The organism is Cloacibacterium normanense (assembly GCF_002943105.1).
Taxonomy (GTDB): domain Bacteria; phylum Bacteroidota; class Bacteroidia; order Flavobacteriales; family Weeksellaceae; genus Cloacibacterium.
This window is the reverse complement of record NZ_PTPZ01000003.1, coordinates 290,145-307,622: the sequence shown is the minus strand read 5'-3', so window position 1 is coordinate 307,622 and position 17,478 is coordinate 290,145. Positions and strand designations below refer to the sequence as shown.

The 17,478-nt window shown below is 32.9% G+C and carries 8 protein-coding genes; all 8 read right to left on the bottom strand.

All coding sequences use genetic code 11. The annotated features are described in order from the left end of the window. Positions 1 to 2 precede the first annotated feature (2 nt). Positions 3 to 2,429, bottom strand: a complete 2,427-nt coding sequence (locus C3729_RS06895) for a glycoside hydrolase family 31 protein (protein ID WP_260204485.1) — start codon at positions 2,427 to 2,429, stop codon at positions 3 to 5. Between the two features lie 137 nt (positions 2,430 to 2,566). Next, complete coding sequence (locus C3729_RS06890) at positions 2,567 to 3,964, bottom strand: SusF/SusE family outer membrane protein (protein WP_165785740.1); 1,398 nt, start codon at positions 3,962 to 3,964, stop codon at positions 2,567 to 2,569. A gap of 68 nt (positions 3,965 to 4,032) precedes the next feature. Continuing rightward, a complete protein-coding gene (locus C3729_RS06885) occupies positions 4,033 to 5,511 on the bottom strand; it encodes a RagB/SusD family nutrient uptake outer membrane protein (protein WP_104793474.1) in 1,479 nt (492 codons plus the stop codon). Positions 5,512 to 5,523: 12 nt separating this feature from the next. Then, positions 5,524 to 8,313 carry a SusC/RagA family TonB-linked outer membrane protein gene (locus C3729_RS06880; RefSeq protein ID WP_104793473.1) on the bottom strand — a complete coding sequence of 930 codons (2,790 nt, stop codon included), beginning with the start codon at positions 8,311 to 8,313 and terminating at the stop codon, positions 5,524 to 5,526. A 13-nt stretch (positions 8,314 to 8,326) separates the two neighbouring features. After that, complete coding sequence (locus C3729_RS06875) at positions 8,327 to 10,816, bottom strand: T9SS type A sorting domain-containing protein (protein WP_104793472.1); 2,490 nt, start codon at positions 10,814 to 10,816, stop codon at positions 8,327 to 8,329. A gap of 202 nt (positions 10,817 to 11,018) precedes the next feature. Continuing rightward, positions 11,019 to 12,659 (bottom strand): DUF6377 domain-containing protein, encoded by a 1,641-nt coding sequence (locus tag C3729_RS06870; protein ID WP_104793471.1) that lies wholly within the window; start codon positions 12,657 to 12,659, stop codon positions 11,019 to 11,021. A gap of 834 nt (positions 12,660 to 13,493) precedes the next feature. After that, positions 13,494 to 14,366: an Abi family protein gene (locus tag C3729_RS06860; RefSeq protein ID WP_133159950.1), complete on the bottom strand. Its 873-nt coding sequence runs from the start codon at positions 14,364 to 14,366 to the stop codon at positions 13,494 to 13,496. 10 nt (positions 14,367 to 14,376) lie between these two features. Beyond that, a complete protein-coding gene (locus C3729_RS06855) occupies positions 14,377 to 17,478 on the bottom strand; it encodes a type I restriction endonuclease subunit R (RefSeq protein WP_104793468.1) in 3,102 nt (1,033 codons plus the stop codon).

Below are 17,478 nucleotides of genomic sequence, written 5' to 3'. Positions count from 1 at the left end.
AATTAATTATTTATTTTAATATTTATTTTCTTTCTTTGATCCGGTGTTTTCAATAGCAATTTTTTTCCGTTTTCATCCCAGCTCCATTGTTGTGAGAAATCATTATCGATATTTAATTTTTCTAACGGAACCAATGTTGCCGCATTTCCGTTGATGGAAACCGAAGTTGGTTTTTTATCCGTTAGGATGCTAAGTACAAAATTTCTTTTATCAGATTGATGAAAACCTTTATCCTCAGGTGAAATATCGATATTAAAACCACTGGAGACGGTGGTACAAACGATGTATGTTAATGAAAAAATACCTTTGAGATAATCCTGATTTTCGCCCTCATCTTCATACAATGTGAAACTTGCTTTTTCATCTTCATAATTGGGAAAAATATGGAATGTTACAGGATAATCTCTCTTCTCGCCAATATATTGCATAATGGGCATCATCGGAATAATCGATCCTTTTTTCACAAAAATCGGAATGGTATTGAGCGGTGCTTTGTAAGGCAATTTTTCGCCACCCAGATATTCGGTTTTTTTATCGTTAAAATCGATCCATTCGCCTTCAGGAAGGTAAACTCGTTTTACACGTTCGCCTTTTTTGAGAACAGGAGCTACTAATAATTCTTCCCCAAAAATAAACTGATTATCGATTTTTGCTGCTTCCGCATCATTAGGATATTCCATAAAAAGGCCTCTGGTAATTGGCAATCCGATGTCATGCGCTTTCCTAGAATAAGTATAAAGATATGGGAACAACTGGTATTTCAATTCTATCGCTGCTTTGGTATTTTTTTCTGCCACTTCGCCAAACATCCAAGGTTCTACGGCATTATCTCCTTCATGATGTGCTCTACTTAATGGACAAAATATACCAAACTGCATCCATCTAGTATAGAGTTCTGCCATTGCAGGATAATCTGTAATATCACCACAATAGCCAGAAATATCGGTTGTCCAGAATGGTATTCCACCCAAACCTGCTGAAATTCCAACGGCTACCTGATTTTCCATTTGCGCCCAGCCATCCAGAACATCACTTCCGCTTCCGCTATCATTAGTCCAGCCAAATGTATAACGCTGCAATCCTGCATAAGCTGAACGTGTCATCTGAAAAATACGCTTATTAGGATTTCTTTTTTCAAATTGTTCTTTTACCACTTTGTCCCAAGTCAAACCATAAATATTGTGAATTTCATCGTGCATCCCGATGCGGTGTTTCATATTCAGGCGGTCAATATCTTCTTCGTTGCTCCACGCAGGTTCTCCCATATCTGTCCAGAAACCGCTGATTCCATCATCAATAGGTTTTTGTTGATATTTCCCCCACCAGTCGGCAACTTCGGGAATGGTAAAATCTACTACTCCACAATTCCCGCCCCACGGCCACGGCATATCGTAAGCCTTGTTGGTACGGACATCTTTCACAAAATACCCTAGCTTATCAGCTTCTGCCCACTGTTTATTATCCTTCTGAGAAACAACAGGATCTTGAGAAACAATCATTTTAAAACCATTATCCTTCAGTTTTTTGAGCATTGCTTTTGGATTGGTATAATTGCCTTTTCTCCATTCAAAATCTTGAAGGTTTTGAGTCCAACCGATATCCTGATAAATAATATCAATCGGGATTTTTCTTTTACGAAATTCTGCCGCAACTTCTAATGCCTGATTCTCTTTTGTATAAAGTCCGCGACTTTGTGCAAAACCCAAAGCCCATTTTGGAGGCATAATCGGCTGTCCAGTCAGTGCAATGTATTGCTGCTGAATCTCTTTGTAATCTTTTCCATAAATAAAATAATAGACAAATGCGCCATCTGGAGCTTCGAATGAGTAAAAATCTGACGATTCAGTTCCAAACTTGAATTCAGTTTTATAAGTATTATCCAGAAAAATTCCATAACGGTAACTGCTCATAAAAAACGGAATACTCTTTGCAATCGGGTCTTCGGTAACGCTATAACAAGGGCGATCACTATTCCACATTTTGTAATTTTTTCCTCTGCGGTTAAGCGTTCCAGTTTTTTCACCTAATCCGAAAAACTGCTCATCACTACGAAGAACCTTGCGGGCTTTTACACCTTTGGCATCGGAAACGTGCCCTTGGTCTTTGAAATCGCTGTAAATCAGTTTCTGATACTTATCAAAAATCTGAATCTGCATCGGATTTTTATTGATCCTTATACGAAGTTTTGAGGTAAAAATTTCGTATGCTGAGGATTCTTCATTAACACCGATATCTCCAATATTTTCAAGTTTCTCATTAACCACAGCAAAAGAAGGATTGGTTCGAGTTAATTTCCCTGATTTATCGAACCATATTTTTATAACAGAATTGCTATTCATTGTCAAAGAAAGTTTAGAACCATCTTTGCCATTGAATGTCACCTGGTTTCCTTTCTTGGTATAAGATGTACATTCGGTTGCAAATAGCATTTTTGAAGAGAACAACGATATTATAAGTATATAAAATAACCTTTTGTTCATGATTTAATTTTCAAAATGATTATTATCAAAATTTTAATTTAAAAAAATCACATGGCTAAGATAGCCATGCGATAAAGTGTGAAAAACTACTTAATTTCAAGCGAATTAGTATCTAAATTTAAGGTTATAGTATAGGTACCAGAAGCTGAAACTTTCCATTTATTATCATCTCCTTGACAATTATCTCTTAATTTAAAAGCTGTATTAGCAATATTCTGATTAGCTGTTGCGGCTATTATCTCAGTTCCATCACACCAATTGGAATTGAATTTAGTAAACTTAAATTCTCCAGGATTGAGTTGACCTGTCCAAGTATAAACGCTACCATTTTTCTGCATAGGAGTAAGACTTCCCATATTCCAGCCGTTAGGAGTAGCATCACCAATCAAATAGATATTTACAGGCTCAAATTTTATACTATTGCTAGCAGTATTAAGCGTTATTTTATATCTGCCTGCACTTGCTGATGTAACTTTCCATTTGTTATCATTTGTACAGCCTGAGTTTTGCTCTACACCTGTAGCAGATAAATCCTGATTATCTACCAAAGGACGATACCATTCACCACACCAATCACCTTTTGTACCAGTCAAAAGTTTAAAATTTCCTTCATTAAGGCTACATTCTAAAGTAAAAATAAAAGGGTTTGTAAGATCTTGTTTGAAAGGAACTGGATTATTAACATCCCATCCGCTTGGGGAGGCATCTCCTACAATCCAAATATCATTAAACTGGGGACCGTTCATTTTTTCAATTTTAATGCTTTGTGTAATTAGATTTACTGTAATTTTATATAAACTCGCATTATCAATTGTCCATTGTAAATCTACCCCATTTCCGCCTTCATTGTAAACTATTTTGGTATCATCATTTGCATCTTTATTATAAAAATCTTGACACCAACAGCTATTTTGATTTACTGCAAATTTAAAATTCCCTTGCTTTAGTTGTCCGTAGTAGGTAAATTCCGCAGGATTACTAGAACTCCTCGTAAGTGCTGTTGCTTTGGTGATATCCCATCCATTTGGAGTTGCATCACCCACTATATATAAAGTACTTGTAAAAGGTTTAAAAGGAGTAAGTGTAAAATCTGTAATAGCAGTCTGCGGTTCTACAGAAGTATCTCCGAAAGTAGCTGTAATTCTAACCTGCATTATAATAGATTTATCTGGATTTGCGCCAAATTTATTTATCAATAATGAATTAAGATCACCTATAAGAAGATCATAAGAATAAATATTTTTGCCAATTTCAAAAGTTTGAGGATTTGAAAAATTATTTTCTTTTTTATCTAACTCAAGTTTATATGTAATGGCAGAGTTAGTTCCTTGATTATTGCCTGCAGTCCAGCTAAATGTAAATTTAGAATTGTACATATTGGGCAAAAGTTTTGTTATTTCTGAGGTTTTTACAGATAGTTCACTTGTTTCAAAATATTCTTGATTAAGTTCTTCTCTACATGCTATAATACCCAACAACAACATAGGAATAATCCAAAAAATTGATTTTTTCCAGTTTTTTATATGATTGATTGTTTTCATAATAGTGTTTTTTAATATCCAGGATTTTGAGTAAGGTTAGGGTTTCTGTCTCTTTCTATCTGAGGAATAGGAAGAAGAAGGTGCTTAGTTGATGCATTAGTTTTTCCTATAGAGTGAAGAAAATTCAATCCGTACTGACCATCATTTACACGAATTAGATCAAACCATCTTTGTCCCTCAAATGCCAATTCCATTCTTCTTTCATGCAATACTTTATCACGAAAAGCACTTTGTGAAAGTCCTGACGTTACAGCTGCTAAACCAGCTCTTCCTCTCACCAAATTCAATGGAACGATTGCAAGTGAAGTTTGCCCTAGTTCGTTAAGAGCTTCTGCTTTCATCAATAAAACTTCCGAATATCTCATAATTGGAAAATTAAGAGGACTATTATCATATGAAGGAAAAGCTGATAAAGGCACTAAAAATTTTTTAACATTATATCCTGTAAGAGAATAATTGGCTTTGTATTCTTTGCCGTCATAATTTGGGCAACCTTCGTAGAAAATAGTTTTTTCTTTTCTCTTATCTCCTGTTTCATAACTATTTACAAATTCTTGAGTAGGCTGATTCCAGCCCCAACCTCCACCAACAAAATTAGCTCCGCGTGGTCCCATAAAGGTACTTGTCCAAGAAGCTTGATTCTCGTTACTCCAAAAATCATAACCACCATCAGAAGCATATTGTACCTCGAAAAGAGACTCTACAGAGTTTTCTTTATTTATATTGAAATTATCAGAATAGTCTGTATTTAATGCATATCCCATACCTTCTAGCTGTGTTGTAAGGTCTACTACCTTTTGCCATTGCCCTAGGGTGAGATATACTTTTGCTAATGCCCCAATAGCAGCACCTTTACTAGCTCTGCCTTTATCACTATCGCCATATTGCTGTTTGGTAGGCAAAAATTGAATTGCCTTTTCTAAATCTGAAATAATTAATTTATAAATTTCCGTTTTAGGAGCTCTTGCTGGATACAAATCTCCATTTACGTCTTGTGGTTCAGTAACCAAGGGAACATCACCAAAAAACCTTACTAAAATAAAATAATAATGCGCTCTTAAAAAATATGCTTCTCCCAAAGATCTATTTCTAAGGGTATCATCAATATTTAAAGTAGGGGCGGTTTTAATAATTATATTTGAAGAAAGAATACCAGGCCAAGGACCTCTCCATAGGTCTAAAACACCTTGATTATCTGTACTTGTAACAAAATTAGAAAGTTGTGTTGTTTCCAACCCATCATCTCCACCACCAGCACCTACAATACTGTTGCCTGCAAAAATATCACTGGTCCACATTCTCATGTTATAAAGCTTCGGGCGTTGTAATGGTTGATAAGCACCATTAACTAAAGTGATAAGTTCTTCTCCTGTCTTAGGATAATTACCTGTATTAATAGTATCTGGCTGTGTTTTATCTAAAAAATCATCACTACAATTTACCATAGTAAGTGTAAGTAATGCATATAATGCAATTTTTATCTTTTTCATTGTAATTATTATTTAAAATCCTATATTTAAACCTAAAGAAACTGTTCTTGTAATAGGATAAGTCCCATTATCTATCCCATTTACTGGAACTTCGGGGTCAAAACCCGAATATTTCGTCCAAGTGACAAGGTTTTGTGCCGAAACAAATATTTTAACAGAATTAAAATTTTGTCCGAATACGGTTTTTGGAAGTGTATAACCTAAATTAACATTTTTAATTTTTATGTAAGAACCATCCTCAATATATCTGTCACTCACTCTTGAGTTCTGGTTAGGATCACCATAAATTGCTCTCGGAATATTGTTACTTGTTCCCTCGCCTGTCCATCTGCCTAGAACTGCTGTACTTTGGTTTTGAATAATAGACATTGCCTCTGTGTACATTCTGTTGGCGTTGAAAATATCATTACCATAACTTCCTTGTAAGAATATAGTTAAATCAAAATTCTTATAATTGAAGGTATTGTTTAAAGAGAAGGTAAATTTTGGGTTAGGATTTCCAATTACTGTACGATCTTTATCATTGATAACACCGTCATTATTAAGATCTTTAAATCTAATATCTCCTGGTGCAGTACTGGTAGCTGAATTTGATCCAGGCATCTGAACGGCATGACGATCTACCTCATCTTGATTCTGAAATATACCATCAGTAATATATCCGTAGAAAACATTTACAGGATAACCCGCCTTAATGAGACCTATGGCACTATTAAAACCTCCACTTGCCGTAATGATAGGAGTATCACTATTAATGCTTTCTACATTATTCTTATTATATGAAAAAACAGCATCTGAAGACCATTTAAAATCATTTTTGATGATATTTTTAGTAGATAAAGTAACTTCAAAACCTTTATTTTGAATTTTACCGGCATTGATCGAAGGCACGTAAACATCAGAATATCCAGAAGTTACGGGAACAGACATTGGAACCAGCATATCATTAGTATTTTTAACATAGCCATCTACAATTAAACTGATTCTATTATTGAAAAGATCCAAATCAAAACCAGCATTATATTGCTCCTGCCCTTCCCACTTAACATTTGGGTTTGGTAAAACAGTGGGTAAAACTGCACTTACATAAGAATTATTAAAATTGTACAGATAAGTATTATAAGAAGAAGAAAAAGAATAGTTACCGATCTCTTGATTTCCTGTAATACCATAACCTAACCTTAGTTTTAGATTATTAATTACATTAGAATTTTTTAAGAAATTTTCATTAGAAATTCTCCAAGCCAAAGCAGCAGAAGGAAACCAACCCCATCTATTATCCATCCCGAATCTAGAAGATCCATCTCTACGTATAGTAGCCGTTACATAGTATTTATTTGCAAAATTATAGTTCACACGTCCCAAGTATGACATAATTGCCCATTCTGAAGCATTCCCGTGTTGTACAGGTTGTAAAATACCATTATCAATTTGCTGTGTATTATCGCTAGCAAATTTTTGAACCGATGCACTCAAATAATTGTATTTATTATTTTGCGCACTGCTTCCTATTACCGCATTGATGTGATGCTTTCCAATTGTCTTGTCATAAGTAAGAGTATTGTCCCAAAGCAAAGTTATACTTCTATTAGAACCTTCAAATAAATAAGAATTCTCTTGTGATTTTACTCCCCAACTGTATTTAGGAGACCAAGTCCTATTATACCAAATATTGGTTTCAATACCGCCTAAGGATTTGAATTTTAAATCTTTAATAATTTCTGCTTCTGCATAAATATTTCCTTGGATATTATAACCTTTGGTAGAGTTTTCAACAATTGTAGCCTTACCAATAGGATTATCTATATCTCCGTACAATAATGGGTTACTTCCTGGTCCTGCCCAATTACCATTAGTATCATAAATTGGTCTTGTTGGAAGAGAAAGAATAGTTCCTTTGATGTCATAAGAGCCATTTTTCTTAATATCGTGTTGTAATTTTACACTATTTCCTATCTTAAGGAAAGATTTTAGCTTTGTATCCCCATTTATCTGAACAATATAACGGTCATAATTAGTATTAAGAACAACACCCTTCTGATTAAAATAACTAGTAGAAACATATAGATTACTTTTCTCTGACCTATCACCATAAGAAAGCGAATAACTAGAAAGAATTGATGGATTAAAAAGTGCTCCTAACCAATTGGTACCAACACCTAGAGAAGATGGATTTGCAAACTCAGGATTTGGCGTCAAACCGCCATTTGCAAGCATTTCATTATTAAGTTGTGCATACTGCGAAGCATCCAAAACCTTAATCATATTACTCACACTCTGAATTCCAGTAAAAGTATCAAAATTAAGAATACCACCTTTCGCACCTCTTTTGGTAGTAATCATTACAACACCATTAGCACCTCTAGAACCATAAATTGCGGTAGAAGAAGCATCTTTTAGAATGTTAATAGATTCTACATCACTCATATTAATCTGATTAAGGCCTCCATTTAAAGGCATCCCATCTACCACAATCAATGGATTGTTATTCTGTATAGTTCCAGTTCCACGAATTCGGAAAGTAACGTTACTACCAGGTTCTCCTGAGTTAATAACAGTTACCCCTGATGCACGTCCTTGAATTGCTTGCCCAATATCGGCAACTGGTTGATTCCCTGTTTTGTTAAGATTAATTACAGAAACTGATCCTGTTAAATCTTTTGCTTTTGCTTTTCCATAGCCAATTACTACTACTTCTTCAATATTTTTTTCCTTCAATGTATCAGATTTTTGTGCATACAAACTTCCAGAAAGATAAAAAGCAGCAATTGCAATTGTACTACTCAAATAGTATAGTTTCATTTATGAGAGATTTTTATTTTATAATTAATTTTTGCCCCACGATTTGATTACCGAAATAAACATTCAGTATATAATTACCTTTTGCAATTCCTGAAATATTGATATCGCATTTTGTGCAAATAGTATTTTCAGATTTTATTATCCTCCCACTCATATCATAAATTTCATATCTTTTTACTGCATCTTTTTCAGACAAAATAAAAAAGCTGTTTTCTGCTGGATTAGGATATATCTGCACCCCTTTCTTTAAAATATTATTAACAGAAAGAATACTAGCATCATAAATTTCATAATACAAAGTCATATCATTGAATTTAATATTATAGTTACCCGCAGTTTCAATATTAAATTTGATATTTGCACCACCACCAGTAGTTAACTTTGCAAAACCAGAAAGGCCATTTTCATCTCCCCAATCATTTCCTGACCAATCAGATGTATTAGCAAATTTTAGCTCGTAATTCCCAACTGAAAAAGGAATATTATTTTTAGTCCATTCATCATTTTGAAGAGTCATCTGCTGAAGTCCCCAATTATTAAAACTACCACCTACATACATATTAAGCTGATGATTCGGCGTAAATGTAATATTATATTGTAGGGTAATATCATTAAAATCTATGGTATAAGTTCCTGGATTGGTTATGGTAAAAAAGATATTAGCCCCTCCTCCTGTTGTTTGTTGAGCCGTTCCATTTAATCCATTAGAATTACCCCAATCCTGACCAGTGAAGTTGTTTGTGTTCGCAAATTTTAATTCATAGTTTCCAGCAAGAAAGACTTGATTTTTGAGTTTCCAAATATTATTTTCTAATATCATAGATTTCATGTTCCAGTTATTATAAGTACCACCAACATACATTTGTGTATTGTGCCCACCAGTTACATTAAAGCTTTGAAGCTGTGGTATAGCTGCACAGAAACCGTCACCTCCATTTTGTTTTGCTTGTAAAGAGACTGTACCATTGTACCCTGTAAGTTGTACTTGATTATTTACAATTTTTGCCGGCCCCGCATTGACTTCATAAATAATAGGCAGACCAGCGGAAGATGTCGCTGATGGAGAAAATGGAGAATCGTTTGCATCTTTATTCTGAATAACTGGAAAGGTAATTGTTTGGCTATTACATGATTCTGAAGAATTTTTTGTTAACTTTAAGACAACACATCCGTGCGGAGGCACTGTTAGAGAAATATTACTCATCTTACCCAAATTAGAGTGCTGCCAAAGATCTCTTACCATCACTTGTCCAGAAACACCTAGCTGATTGAGAAAATCCATAGAACGCACTTGTGGCGTATTTTCTCTATTAAAAAAACCAATAATCCAATCTCCATTACTCAATTGACCTCTCCATATTTGGCTATTAGAATTGGACGGATCATTGCTTAAAGGTTTTCCTACAAATTTTGCAGTATTCAGTTCTAATAATTCTGTATTTTGGTATAACCAAAGGTCATTCCCGATGGTATCATATTGGTCTGCAATGGTAACAGGTCCCCCAGCTAGAATATTCAATGAGATTACACTTCGTTTTTCTGTATCGTTCGCAAAAGTATTGATTCTAAGAAAGTCTCCATCTAATTGAACTTTATTACTTCCCGTTACCTGAGACCAATAGATAAATCCATCAAAAGCATTGGCATATTGTGACCAAGTATTAAAACGATGACCTCTGTCTTTATCACTAAATTTATACCAAGTACCTTCGCCTGCATCTTCATTAATTCTAAAAAGATGACCATATTGTTTTTCTAATTCCGCAGTATTAAAAAGATTTGGCATTACTAAGCTCAAATACACCCCGTTTGCATCACAGGCTTCACGCATCCATCTTAAAGCTTTTTCATATTGAGCTTTTGTTCTTTGTGGGCCTACTGTTCCTAGATTTCTGTCATATCCAGACTCAAACCAAGAAAGAAAATCTACACGCAAATATTTTATGCCCATATCAGCATAATATTTTACATATCCTTTTACATATTCTTCAGCTCCTTGTCTATCCACCTGCACCCATTTGAACCATAATGAATTTTCATTGGCATCAAGAAGAGATGAAACGTTAATATTAGTTCCTACAATTTTCTTGTTAGTATCATTAGCATCCACATGTAACCAAAGAGGGTTTTCATACATACCAAGCGTCATACCTTTACTCTGTAGATATTGTGACCACCAAGCATAATCATGCTGCCAGTGAGATGAATGACTTTTCCTATAGCCATTTTCATTAATTTGACTTGTATCTCCCCATCCGTCCATACAAACCATATTATATCCATAAGATTTTAGGTTTTGCTCTAGCCAATTAATGTTATCAGATAACGCTTGTTCACTAAGATAATTATCCTGAACACCTGCCATTTCTCTCGTAATATGATATTCATAAGGATTCCAATAGAGAGGTGCTTTGTAAGGATTTTGAGATTTGTAAGAATGATTAGCTGAAAATAAAAAAAGAATAATACAACTAATGATTTTAAAAATATAATGATTTCTCATAATGTGAAAGAATTAGTTTTAGTATGTTAATATAGTATTAACATCTGTTAATTTTATGTTGCTAATTTATTTCCCTTAAAGCAAGAAAAAAGCTCACAATTTAGAATTGTAAGCTTTAGGTAAATGATTTATAAAAAAAAATAAATAAAAATACTGAAAATCAATTACTTAAAAAATAAACCTTTATATAAAAAAGTAAACGCTATGACGTAATAATAGACCCTATTTGCATAATTTTAGCTTCAAATTCATCATTTTCAATCACCGATTTAGCCTTTACCTTACTCCTATAATTGTAAATTGTTCGTAAAGAATATCTTAAAAACTCTGAGATTTGATTCGTATCATTAATACCAAGTCTTATAAGAGCAAAAATTCTAAGCTCTGTATTAAGAGTTCCCTCTTTTAAGTTATACACTTCTTCTTTTTTTAAAAGCTTGTTTACTTCATTTACAAAATTTGGATATATTCTTAAAAATGCTTGGTCAAAATTATGATATAATTCATTCAAATCCATTTCCTCATTTTTTTTATTATTGACCATTGCTGATAATTTATCTAACTGACCTGTGGATAATCTAATGGAAATTAGCTTTTTATATCTTTCAAATTTTTCTAAATAATTTGAGTTTTGTCTAATAAAAAATGCAATATACTCCTCTTTTATATGATTGGCTTCATCTAATTTATTATTTAATGATTTTAAAACAGAATTGGTTTTAGAAAGTTCATTTCTTGATTTAGCAATCATTTTAAGTTGTTTGTAAATAAAATACATTGTAATACCAAGTCCTGCAAATAGAATACTAATTAAAAAGATAGACCATCTCAATTGTTTATTTTGGGTATTTATAGTTTGAAGATAAGTCTCTTCAATAATAGGCTGCACTTTACTTATTTGTATATTTCTGAACCTTGCATTATAAAAATTAGCATCTTCTAGAGAAGATTGTATATATTTATATGCTCTGTCAGTTTCTCCTTTCTGATATAAAATACTTGCCAAATCTTGCATAGACCTATTTTCTTTAGTAGAAGATTCTATATCAGAGATTGCAGAATATATCAAGCATCTTTCCTGAGATTCTATATTACCTAGTTTAGCATCTATAACTGCTTTACAAAAGCTCCCTATCGCATGTAATCTAGTCCCTGGTTTTGTAGTTTTCAAAAATTCGTCAATATTTTGACCTGAAAGTTTCCAATTATTATCAATCCTATTTTTATGGCTTAAAAAAAGATAATAAAATGGGTCACCTGGTTTTAATGCTCTATATGCTGAATTATAATAAGCTGTCAATTTACTTTTATAAATATGACTATATTTACTACCACTTCCACTATAGTCGAGCAAATTAGAATAAAGGCATTCATAGGCAGAATTATATGAAAAACGAAGCTGTTTAGGAAGAACCTCTGGATTAATCTTGTCAAGTATTTCTTTCGATTCCACAAATAACCCAGTGGTAGATAGTAATACTGATCTTTGTAATAAATTTTTATATAACCAAATTTCATTATTACTTCTGTTGGCTATTTCTTTATTCTTATCAGAATATATATATGCAGAATCACATTGGTAACCTAGATATTCTTCTACAATAAGATTATTAAGGTGATAAGATATGCTATCATTATTTTTGTATAGCAGAGCCTCTTTTTTTAACTTTTGAATATGATTTTTTTTCTTAATTTCATAATATTTTTTGTTCTTTATTTTATCATCTAATATTCGCAAAAGTTGCTCATTATTATCAGGATGAGAATCAGTTTTTTTACAAGAAAACAAAGTTCCAAGAATAAAAAAAATAAAACAATATTTTTTTATTTTAAGATAAATCATTGAAATAATTTTTTAGCTAATTTATAAAAGATTAACATAAAATTACAAATAACCTATTACTATTATTGAAAATTTCTATTTTTTCTGTAACCGATTCTGTACAAATTATTCTAAAAGAATATCATTCTAAAATATTCGACCAATATTTCCATACTGAGTTTCTAAAAAAAAGGAACATATTTAGGTCTTAATATTAGCAAAATACTTAAAAAACACAAGGCGAAAAATTACTGTAGAAAGCAAATTGAGTTTGATGGTTATTTTCAGGAGCGTTGGGAAGATGCTGCAGATACGATTGTGAATTTTGATGAGGATTATTTTGAGAACAGGGATAGGAAAAATTTGTATGTTTTTCTTTCTGCACTCTATGATGATGAGGTTTTTGATTATTTACAAAGTGCTTACGCCATTGCAAAATTGGAAGCTCCGACAAAAGAATGGGTGAAGCTGCAGGTGGATGGGTTGATTGCTAAGGGGGTGAGGTTTTGAAAAAACCAGTTGAGTAAATCAACTGGCTATTGGCACAGTGTGCAGCCGAACTGGTCACTCTGTATTTCAAATGTAAGAAGAATAATTTTTAACCTACAACAAAAAAAGCTTAACAGTTACCTGTTAAGCTTTGGAGAATACAACCGAATTTCTTCAGCTAAATTCTAATGCAAATATATGATATTTTACAATTTAACCAATTAGTATTGGAAAACTTCTGTGTAAAAATAAAAAAGCCTGGGAAACCAGGCTCAAATATTTTTTTATAGTGCACCAAGAGAGCGCGATGTCTAGTGAGGCACTTTTATGTTGCAAAATTACAAAGATTTTTATATAAAGCAAATATTAATCCAAATATTTTATATGATTTCTTATAATTTCTAATAAGTGAGGCTTCACTTTGTGTTTTTCAAAAAAAGAATAAATTTCAGATTTAAACTCTGCTAATCGATTTATAGAAATTGATTCTAAAAAGAATGCAATAACTTTTAATGAGGCATCTAAAGAGTTTCGGTCACCATTATTGTAATTTATTTTCGGATGCGAACTTAAACTCTGTGGTAAGGAAAAATCAAATAATACATTGCTATGAGCACAGATATTTCTAATTTGTCTAACCGCATGTATTAATCTCATAAATTTACCTAAATCATTTACTTGATATAATTTTGAGATTCTGTTTTTTATTTCTAAATCCTTTATTGCATCGAATAAAGTAATAATGGATCCAAAGGAGAGATATTCAAATGTTTTCCATGCTGGAGCGTAAATATCAGCAGGATGATTTATGTGATGTTTTTTCAACATTAAATTATCTCTTTTGAAATTGTCATCATACCTTTTTTTGAAGTCTTCAACAAAATCTTTTTTCATTAAAGCTTCATCAACAAACCAAAAAGGATCTTGCTTATTAATTATTGACGGATAATAAATTAATTTAGTTCTGAAATTAATTTCAATTCTATTAATATACTTCATTAAAATGTACTTAAGATCAATATCCATATAATACAATTCAATTATTTCAGAAATTTTAATTCCATTTAAGAAGTTCTCTTTTTCATCGTCCATGAAATAATAGGTATAAAAACCAAGTCTATAGTAACCTATATCAAGTAAGATTTCTTTCAATTTGGAAGTTTCATAACAAGATAAATCCAATCCTTTTTCTTCCAATCTTTTAATCTGATCATCAATACTTAGTGCAACTCTACCCATAAATAATATATTAAATTTGACCACCTACGCCTTTGAATTTTTCTACAAATGCAGATATTTTTTGGAAGACGTTTTGTTTTTTGGTTAAATATTGTGGGTTTAAAGGGCTCATTTTTGGCAATAGTGCATTGAGCTCTGTTCCATTTTCACTGGCATATTCTCTTTTTAATGAAGTGGTGATGTAACGTTTGGCTTCTTCTTCGTTTAGATTTTCATCGGTGATTATTTCGATAGCTTCTGCTTTCTGTTTACGCTGTGCATAATTGAAAAATGTATCAATTATTCCTGCCTTATCTTCAATAGAGTCTAATTCTGTATCATTAATGAAATCTACCACTAAACTTTCTTTTGCCCTGTTGCCAATGCTGGCACGAATCACTCTGCGGATTTCTTCTATTAAAGCTGCTTTGTCTGTGGTTTTCTTATTGTGTTCAAAAATCAATTCTAGAATATAATCTAGGTTTATTTCTTGAGACTTTAATAGGTCTATTTCAAAAACTACATCGTCCCAATCTATTTGAGATTCTTCTGCTTCTTTGCCATTTTTTTCTCTTCGCAACCAATCACGAATGTCATTATAAGTAGACCTGTAATCTTGAACGGTTCTTTCTGGTAACAACTTAATTTCTTGCAATTCTGCTAATTGCTGGTCTGTGACAAAATAAGTTTCTTTGAAAACATTTACCGCTTCTTCGTCATTTAGGTCTATTGTTTGTAAAGCTTTTAGATGGGTAAACTCATCATAATTCTGGAGGATGTTTTCTACACGCAAATACTCACCAAATAGTTTAGAGAATTCTTTTTTATCTTTCTCTGTGACGATTTCGTCTGGGTTTGGGAATTTTTCATTCAACTCCTTTACAATTTCAATAAAACCTCTGCGTGCCGTGCCGTTTGCAATATCTGTAAAGCCTTCTAAATACTCTTTGTAGCTTTTTTCTAATACTACATTTTTGGTGTTTTTATCTCCAAATAAGGTTATGGCATCTATGGTGTCTGATTCTAAATCTCTAAAAGTGATAATATTGCCAAAAGTTTTTGTAGCATCATAAATACGATTGGTACGCGAAAACGCTTGCATTAAACCATGATAACGTAGATTTTTGTCTACGAATAAAGTATTAAGAGTAGGTGCATCAAAACCCGTTAAGAACATACCGACTACAATGAGGAGGTCTACTTCTTTGTTTTTTACCCTTTTGGCAAGGTCACGGTAATAGTTTTGAAATTCTTTACTATCTACCCCAAAGCTGGTTCTGAACATAGCATTATAATCCTCAATCGCTTTGGTTAAAAATTCTTTGGCAGTAGCATCCATAGCTGAAGGTTCAAAGTTTTCATCTGGAATTTCACCGATGGCATTTTGTTCTTCATTGGCTGCAAAAGAGAATATAGTAGCTATTTTTAGAGGTTTGTCACTTTTTTTTTGCTGTTTGTTCAGTTCTTCGTAGTATAATTTGGCTGCATCTACACTGTTTACAGCAAACATGGCATTGAAGCCAGTATTGCCACCACGAGTTCTGTGGGTTTTGAATTTATAATTTTGTAAAATGTATTGAGAAATTTCTCTGATACGAGCAGGGTGTAAAAAAGCTTTTTGGTTTTCTGCCGCTGTTAATTTTTTCTCATCAATTTCTGTTTCAATGCTCTTAAATTGAAGTCTAACATCATTGTAATCTACTTTGAATTTCAACACTTTTTCGTCTCTTATGGCATCTGTAATTACGTAAGAGTGTAATTCTCTACCAAAAACGCTAGCGGTAGTTTCTGCACCTAAAGCATTCTGAGGAAAAATAGGAGTTCCTGTAAAGCCAAACTGATAGAATTTCTTGAATTTCTTTTTCAGATTTTTTTGTGCTTCCCCAAATTGAGAGCGGTGTGCTTCATCAAAAATGAAAACCACTTGCTTTTGATATATTGGCAAGTCATTCTCGGTTTTCATGAGGTTGTTGAGTTTCTGAATGGTGGTAACAATGATTTTATTGTCGTCTTTTTCAATATTTCGTTTTAAACCAGCAGTGCTGTCTGACCCATTAACACTATCGGGAGAAAATCGCTGATATTCTTTCATGGTCTGAAAGTCTAAATCTTTGCGGTCTACTACAAAGAAGACTTTATCAATAAAATCTAGTTTTGTAGCTAAACGAGCTGCTTTGAAACTGGTTAATGTTTTACCAGAACCGGTAGTATGCCAAATGTAGCCCCCTCCTTCTGTGGTAGACCATTTTTTAGCTTCGAAAGAACTTTTAATTTTCCATAACATTCTTTCTGTTGCTGCAATTTGGTAGGGTCTCATAATGAGCAAAGTGTCACTTACATCAAATACCGAATAGGTGAGCAAAACATTTAAAAGCGTTTGTTTTTGAAAAAAAGTGGCTGTAAAATCTTTGAGGTCTTTGATTAAGGTATTATCTGCCTTAGCCCAGTTCATGGTAAAATCAAAACTGTTTTTATCACGTTTTACCGTATTGGCAAAATAACGGCTGTCTGTACCATTAGAAATAACAAATATTTGCAGGTACTTAAAAAGTGAATTCTCACTATTGAAACTTTCTTTGCTGTATCTATGCACTTGATTAAAAGCTTCTCTTATGGCAACTCCTCTTTTTTTGAGTTCTACTTGAACCATTGGCAAGCCATTGACTAAAATGGTAACATCATAGCGATTGGCATGGCGACCTTTTTGTTCGAACTGTGAAATAACTTGTAGTTTATTTCTTGTAATATTTTTTTTGTCTACTAAGTAAATATTTTGGATATGACCATCATCAAACACAAAATCATAGATGTAATTATCATGCAGTTTTCTGGTTTTGTCTACAATTCCTTCACTGGGTCTGTCTAAGTATTCTTCTACAAAGCGAGCCCATTCTGCATCGGTAAAAACCATATTGTTTAATGCCTGTAACTGCACCCTTACATTAGCCAACATGGCTTGTATTGTGGTAAGGCCAGTAGGATTCTCATATCCTTGATTGATTAAATCTTGGATAAACTCACGTTCTAAAGCAGATTCTGACTGAAAACCTGCTGGAGATTCATTCAGTGAAGAATATTTATTATAACGGTCTAAAACAATAAAATTGCTGGTTTCTGCGATGGTGTTATACAT

Coding starts and splice junctions, on each gene's coding strand:
- C3729_RS06895 (WP_260204485.1), bottom strand. CDS start 2,429: ATGCTATTTGCAACCGAATGTACATCTTATACCAAGAAAGGAAACCAG.
- C3729_RS06890 (WP_165785740.1), bottom strand. CDS start 3,964: ATGTTGTTGTTGGGTATTATAGCATGTAGAGAAGAACTTAATCAAGAA.
- C3729_RS06885 (WP_104793474.1), bottom strand. CDS start 5,511: ATGAAAAAGATAAAAATTGCATTATATGCATTACTTACACTTACTATG.
- C3729_RS06880 (WP_104793473.1), bottom strand. CDS start 8,313: ATGAAACTATACTATTTGAGTAGTACAATTGCAATTGCTGCTTTTTAT.
- C3729_RS06875 (WP_104793472.1), bottom strand. CDS start 10,816: ATGAGAAATCATTATATTTTTAAAATCATTAGTTGTATTATTCTTTTT.
- C3729_RS06870 (WP_104793471.1), bottom strand. CDS start 12,659: ATGATTTATCTTAAAATAAAAAAATATTGTTTTATTTTTTTTATTCTT.
- C3729_RS06860 (WP_133159950.1), bottom strand. CDS start 14,366: ATGGGTAGAGTTGCACTAAGTATTGATGATCAGATTAAAAGATTGGAA.
- C3729_RS06855 (WP_104793468.1), bottom strand. CDS start 17,478: ATGTATAACACCATCGCAGAAACCAGCAATTTTATTGTTTTAGACCGT.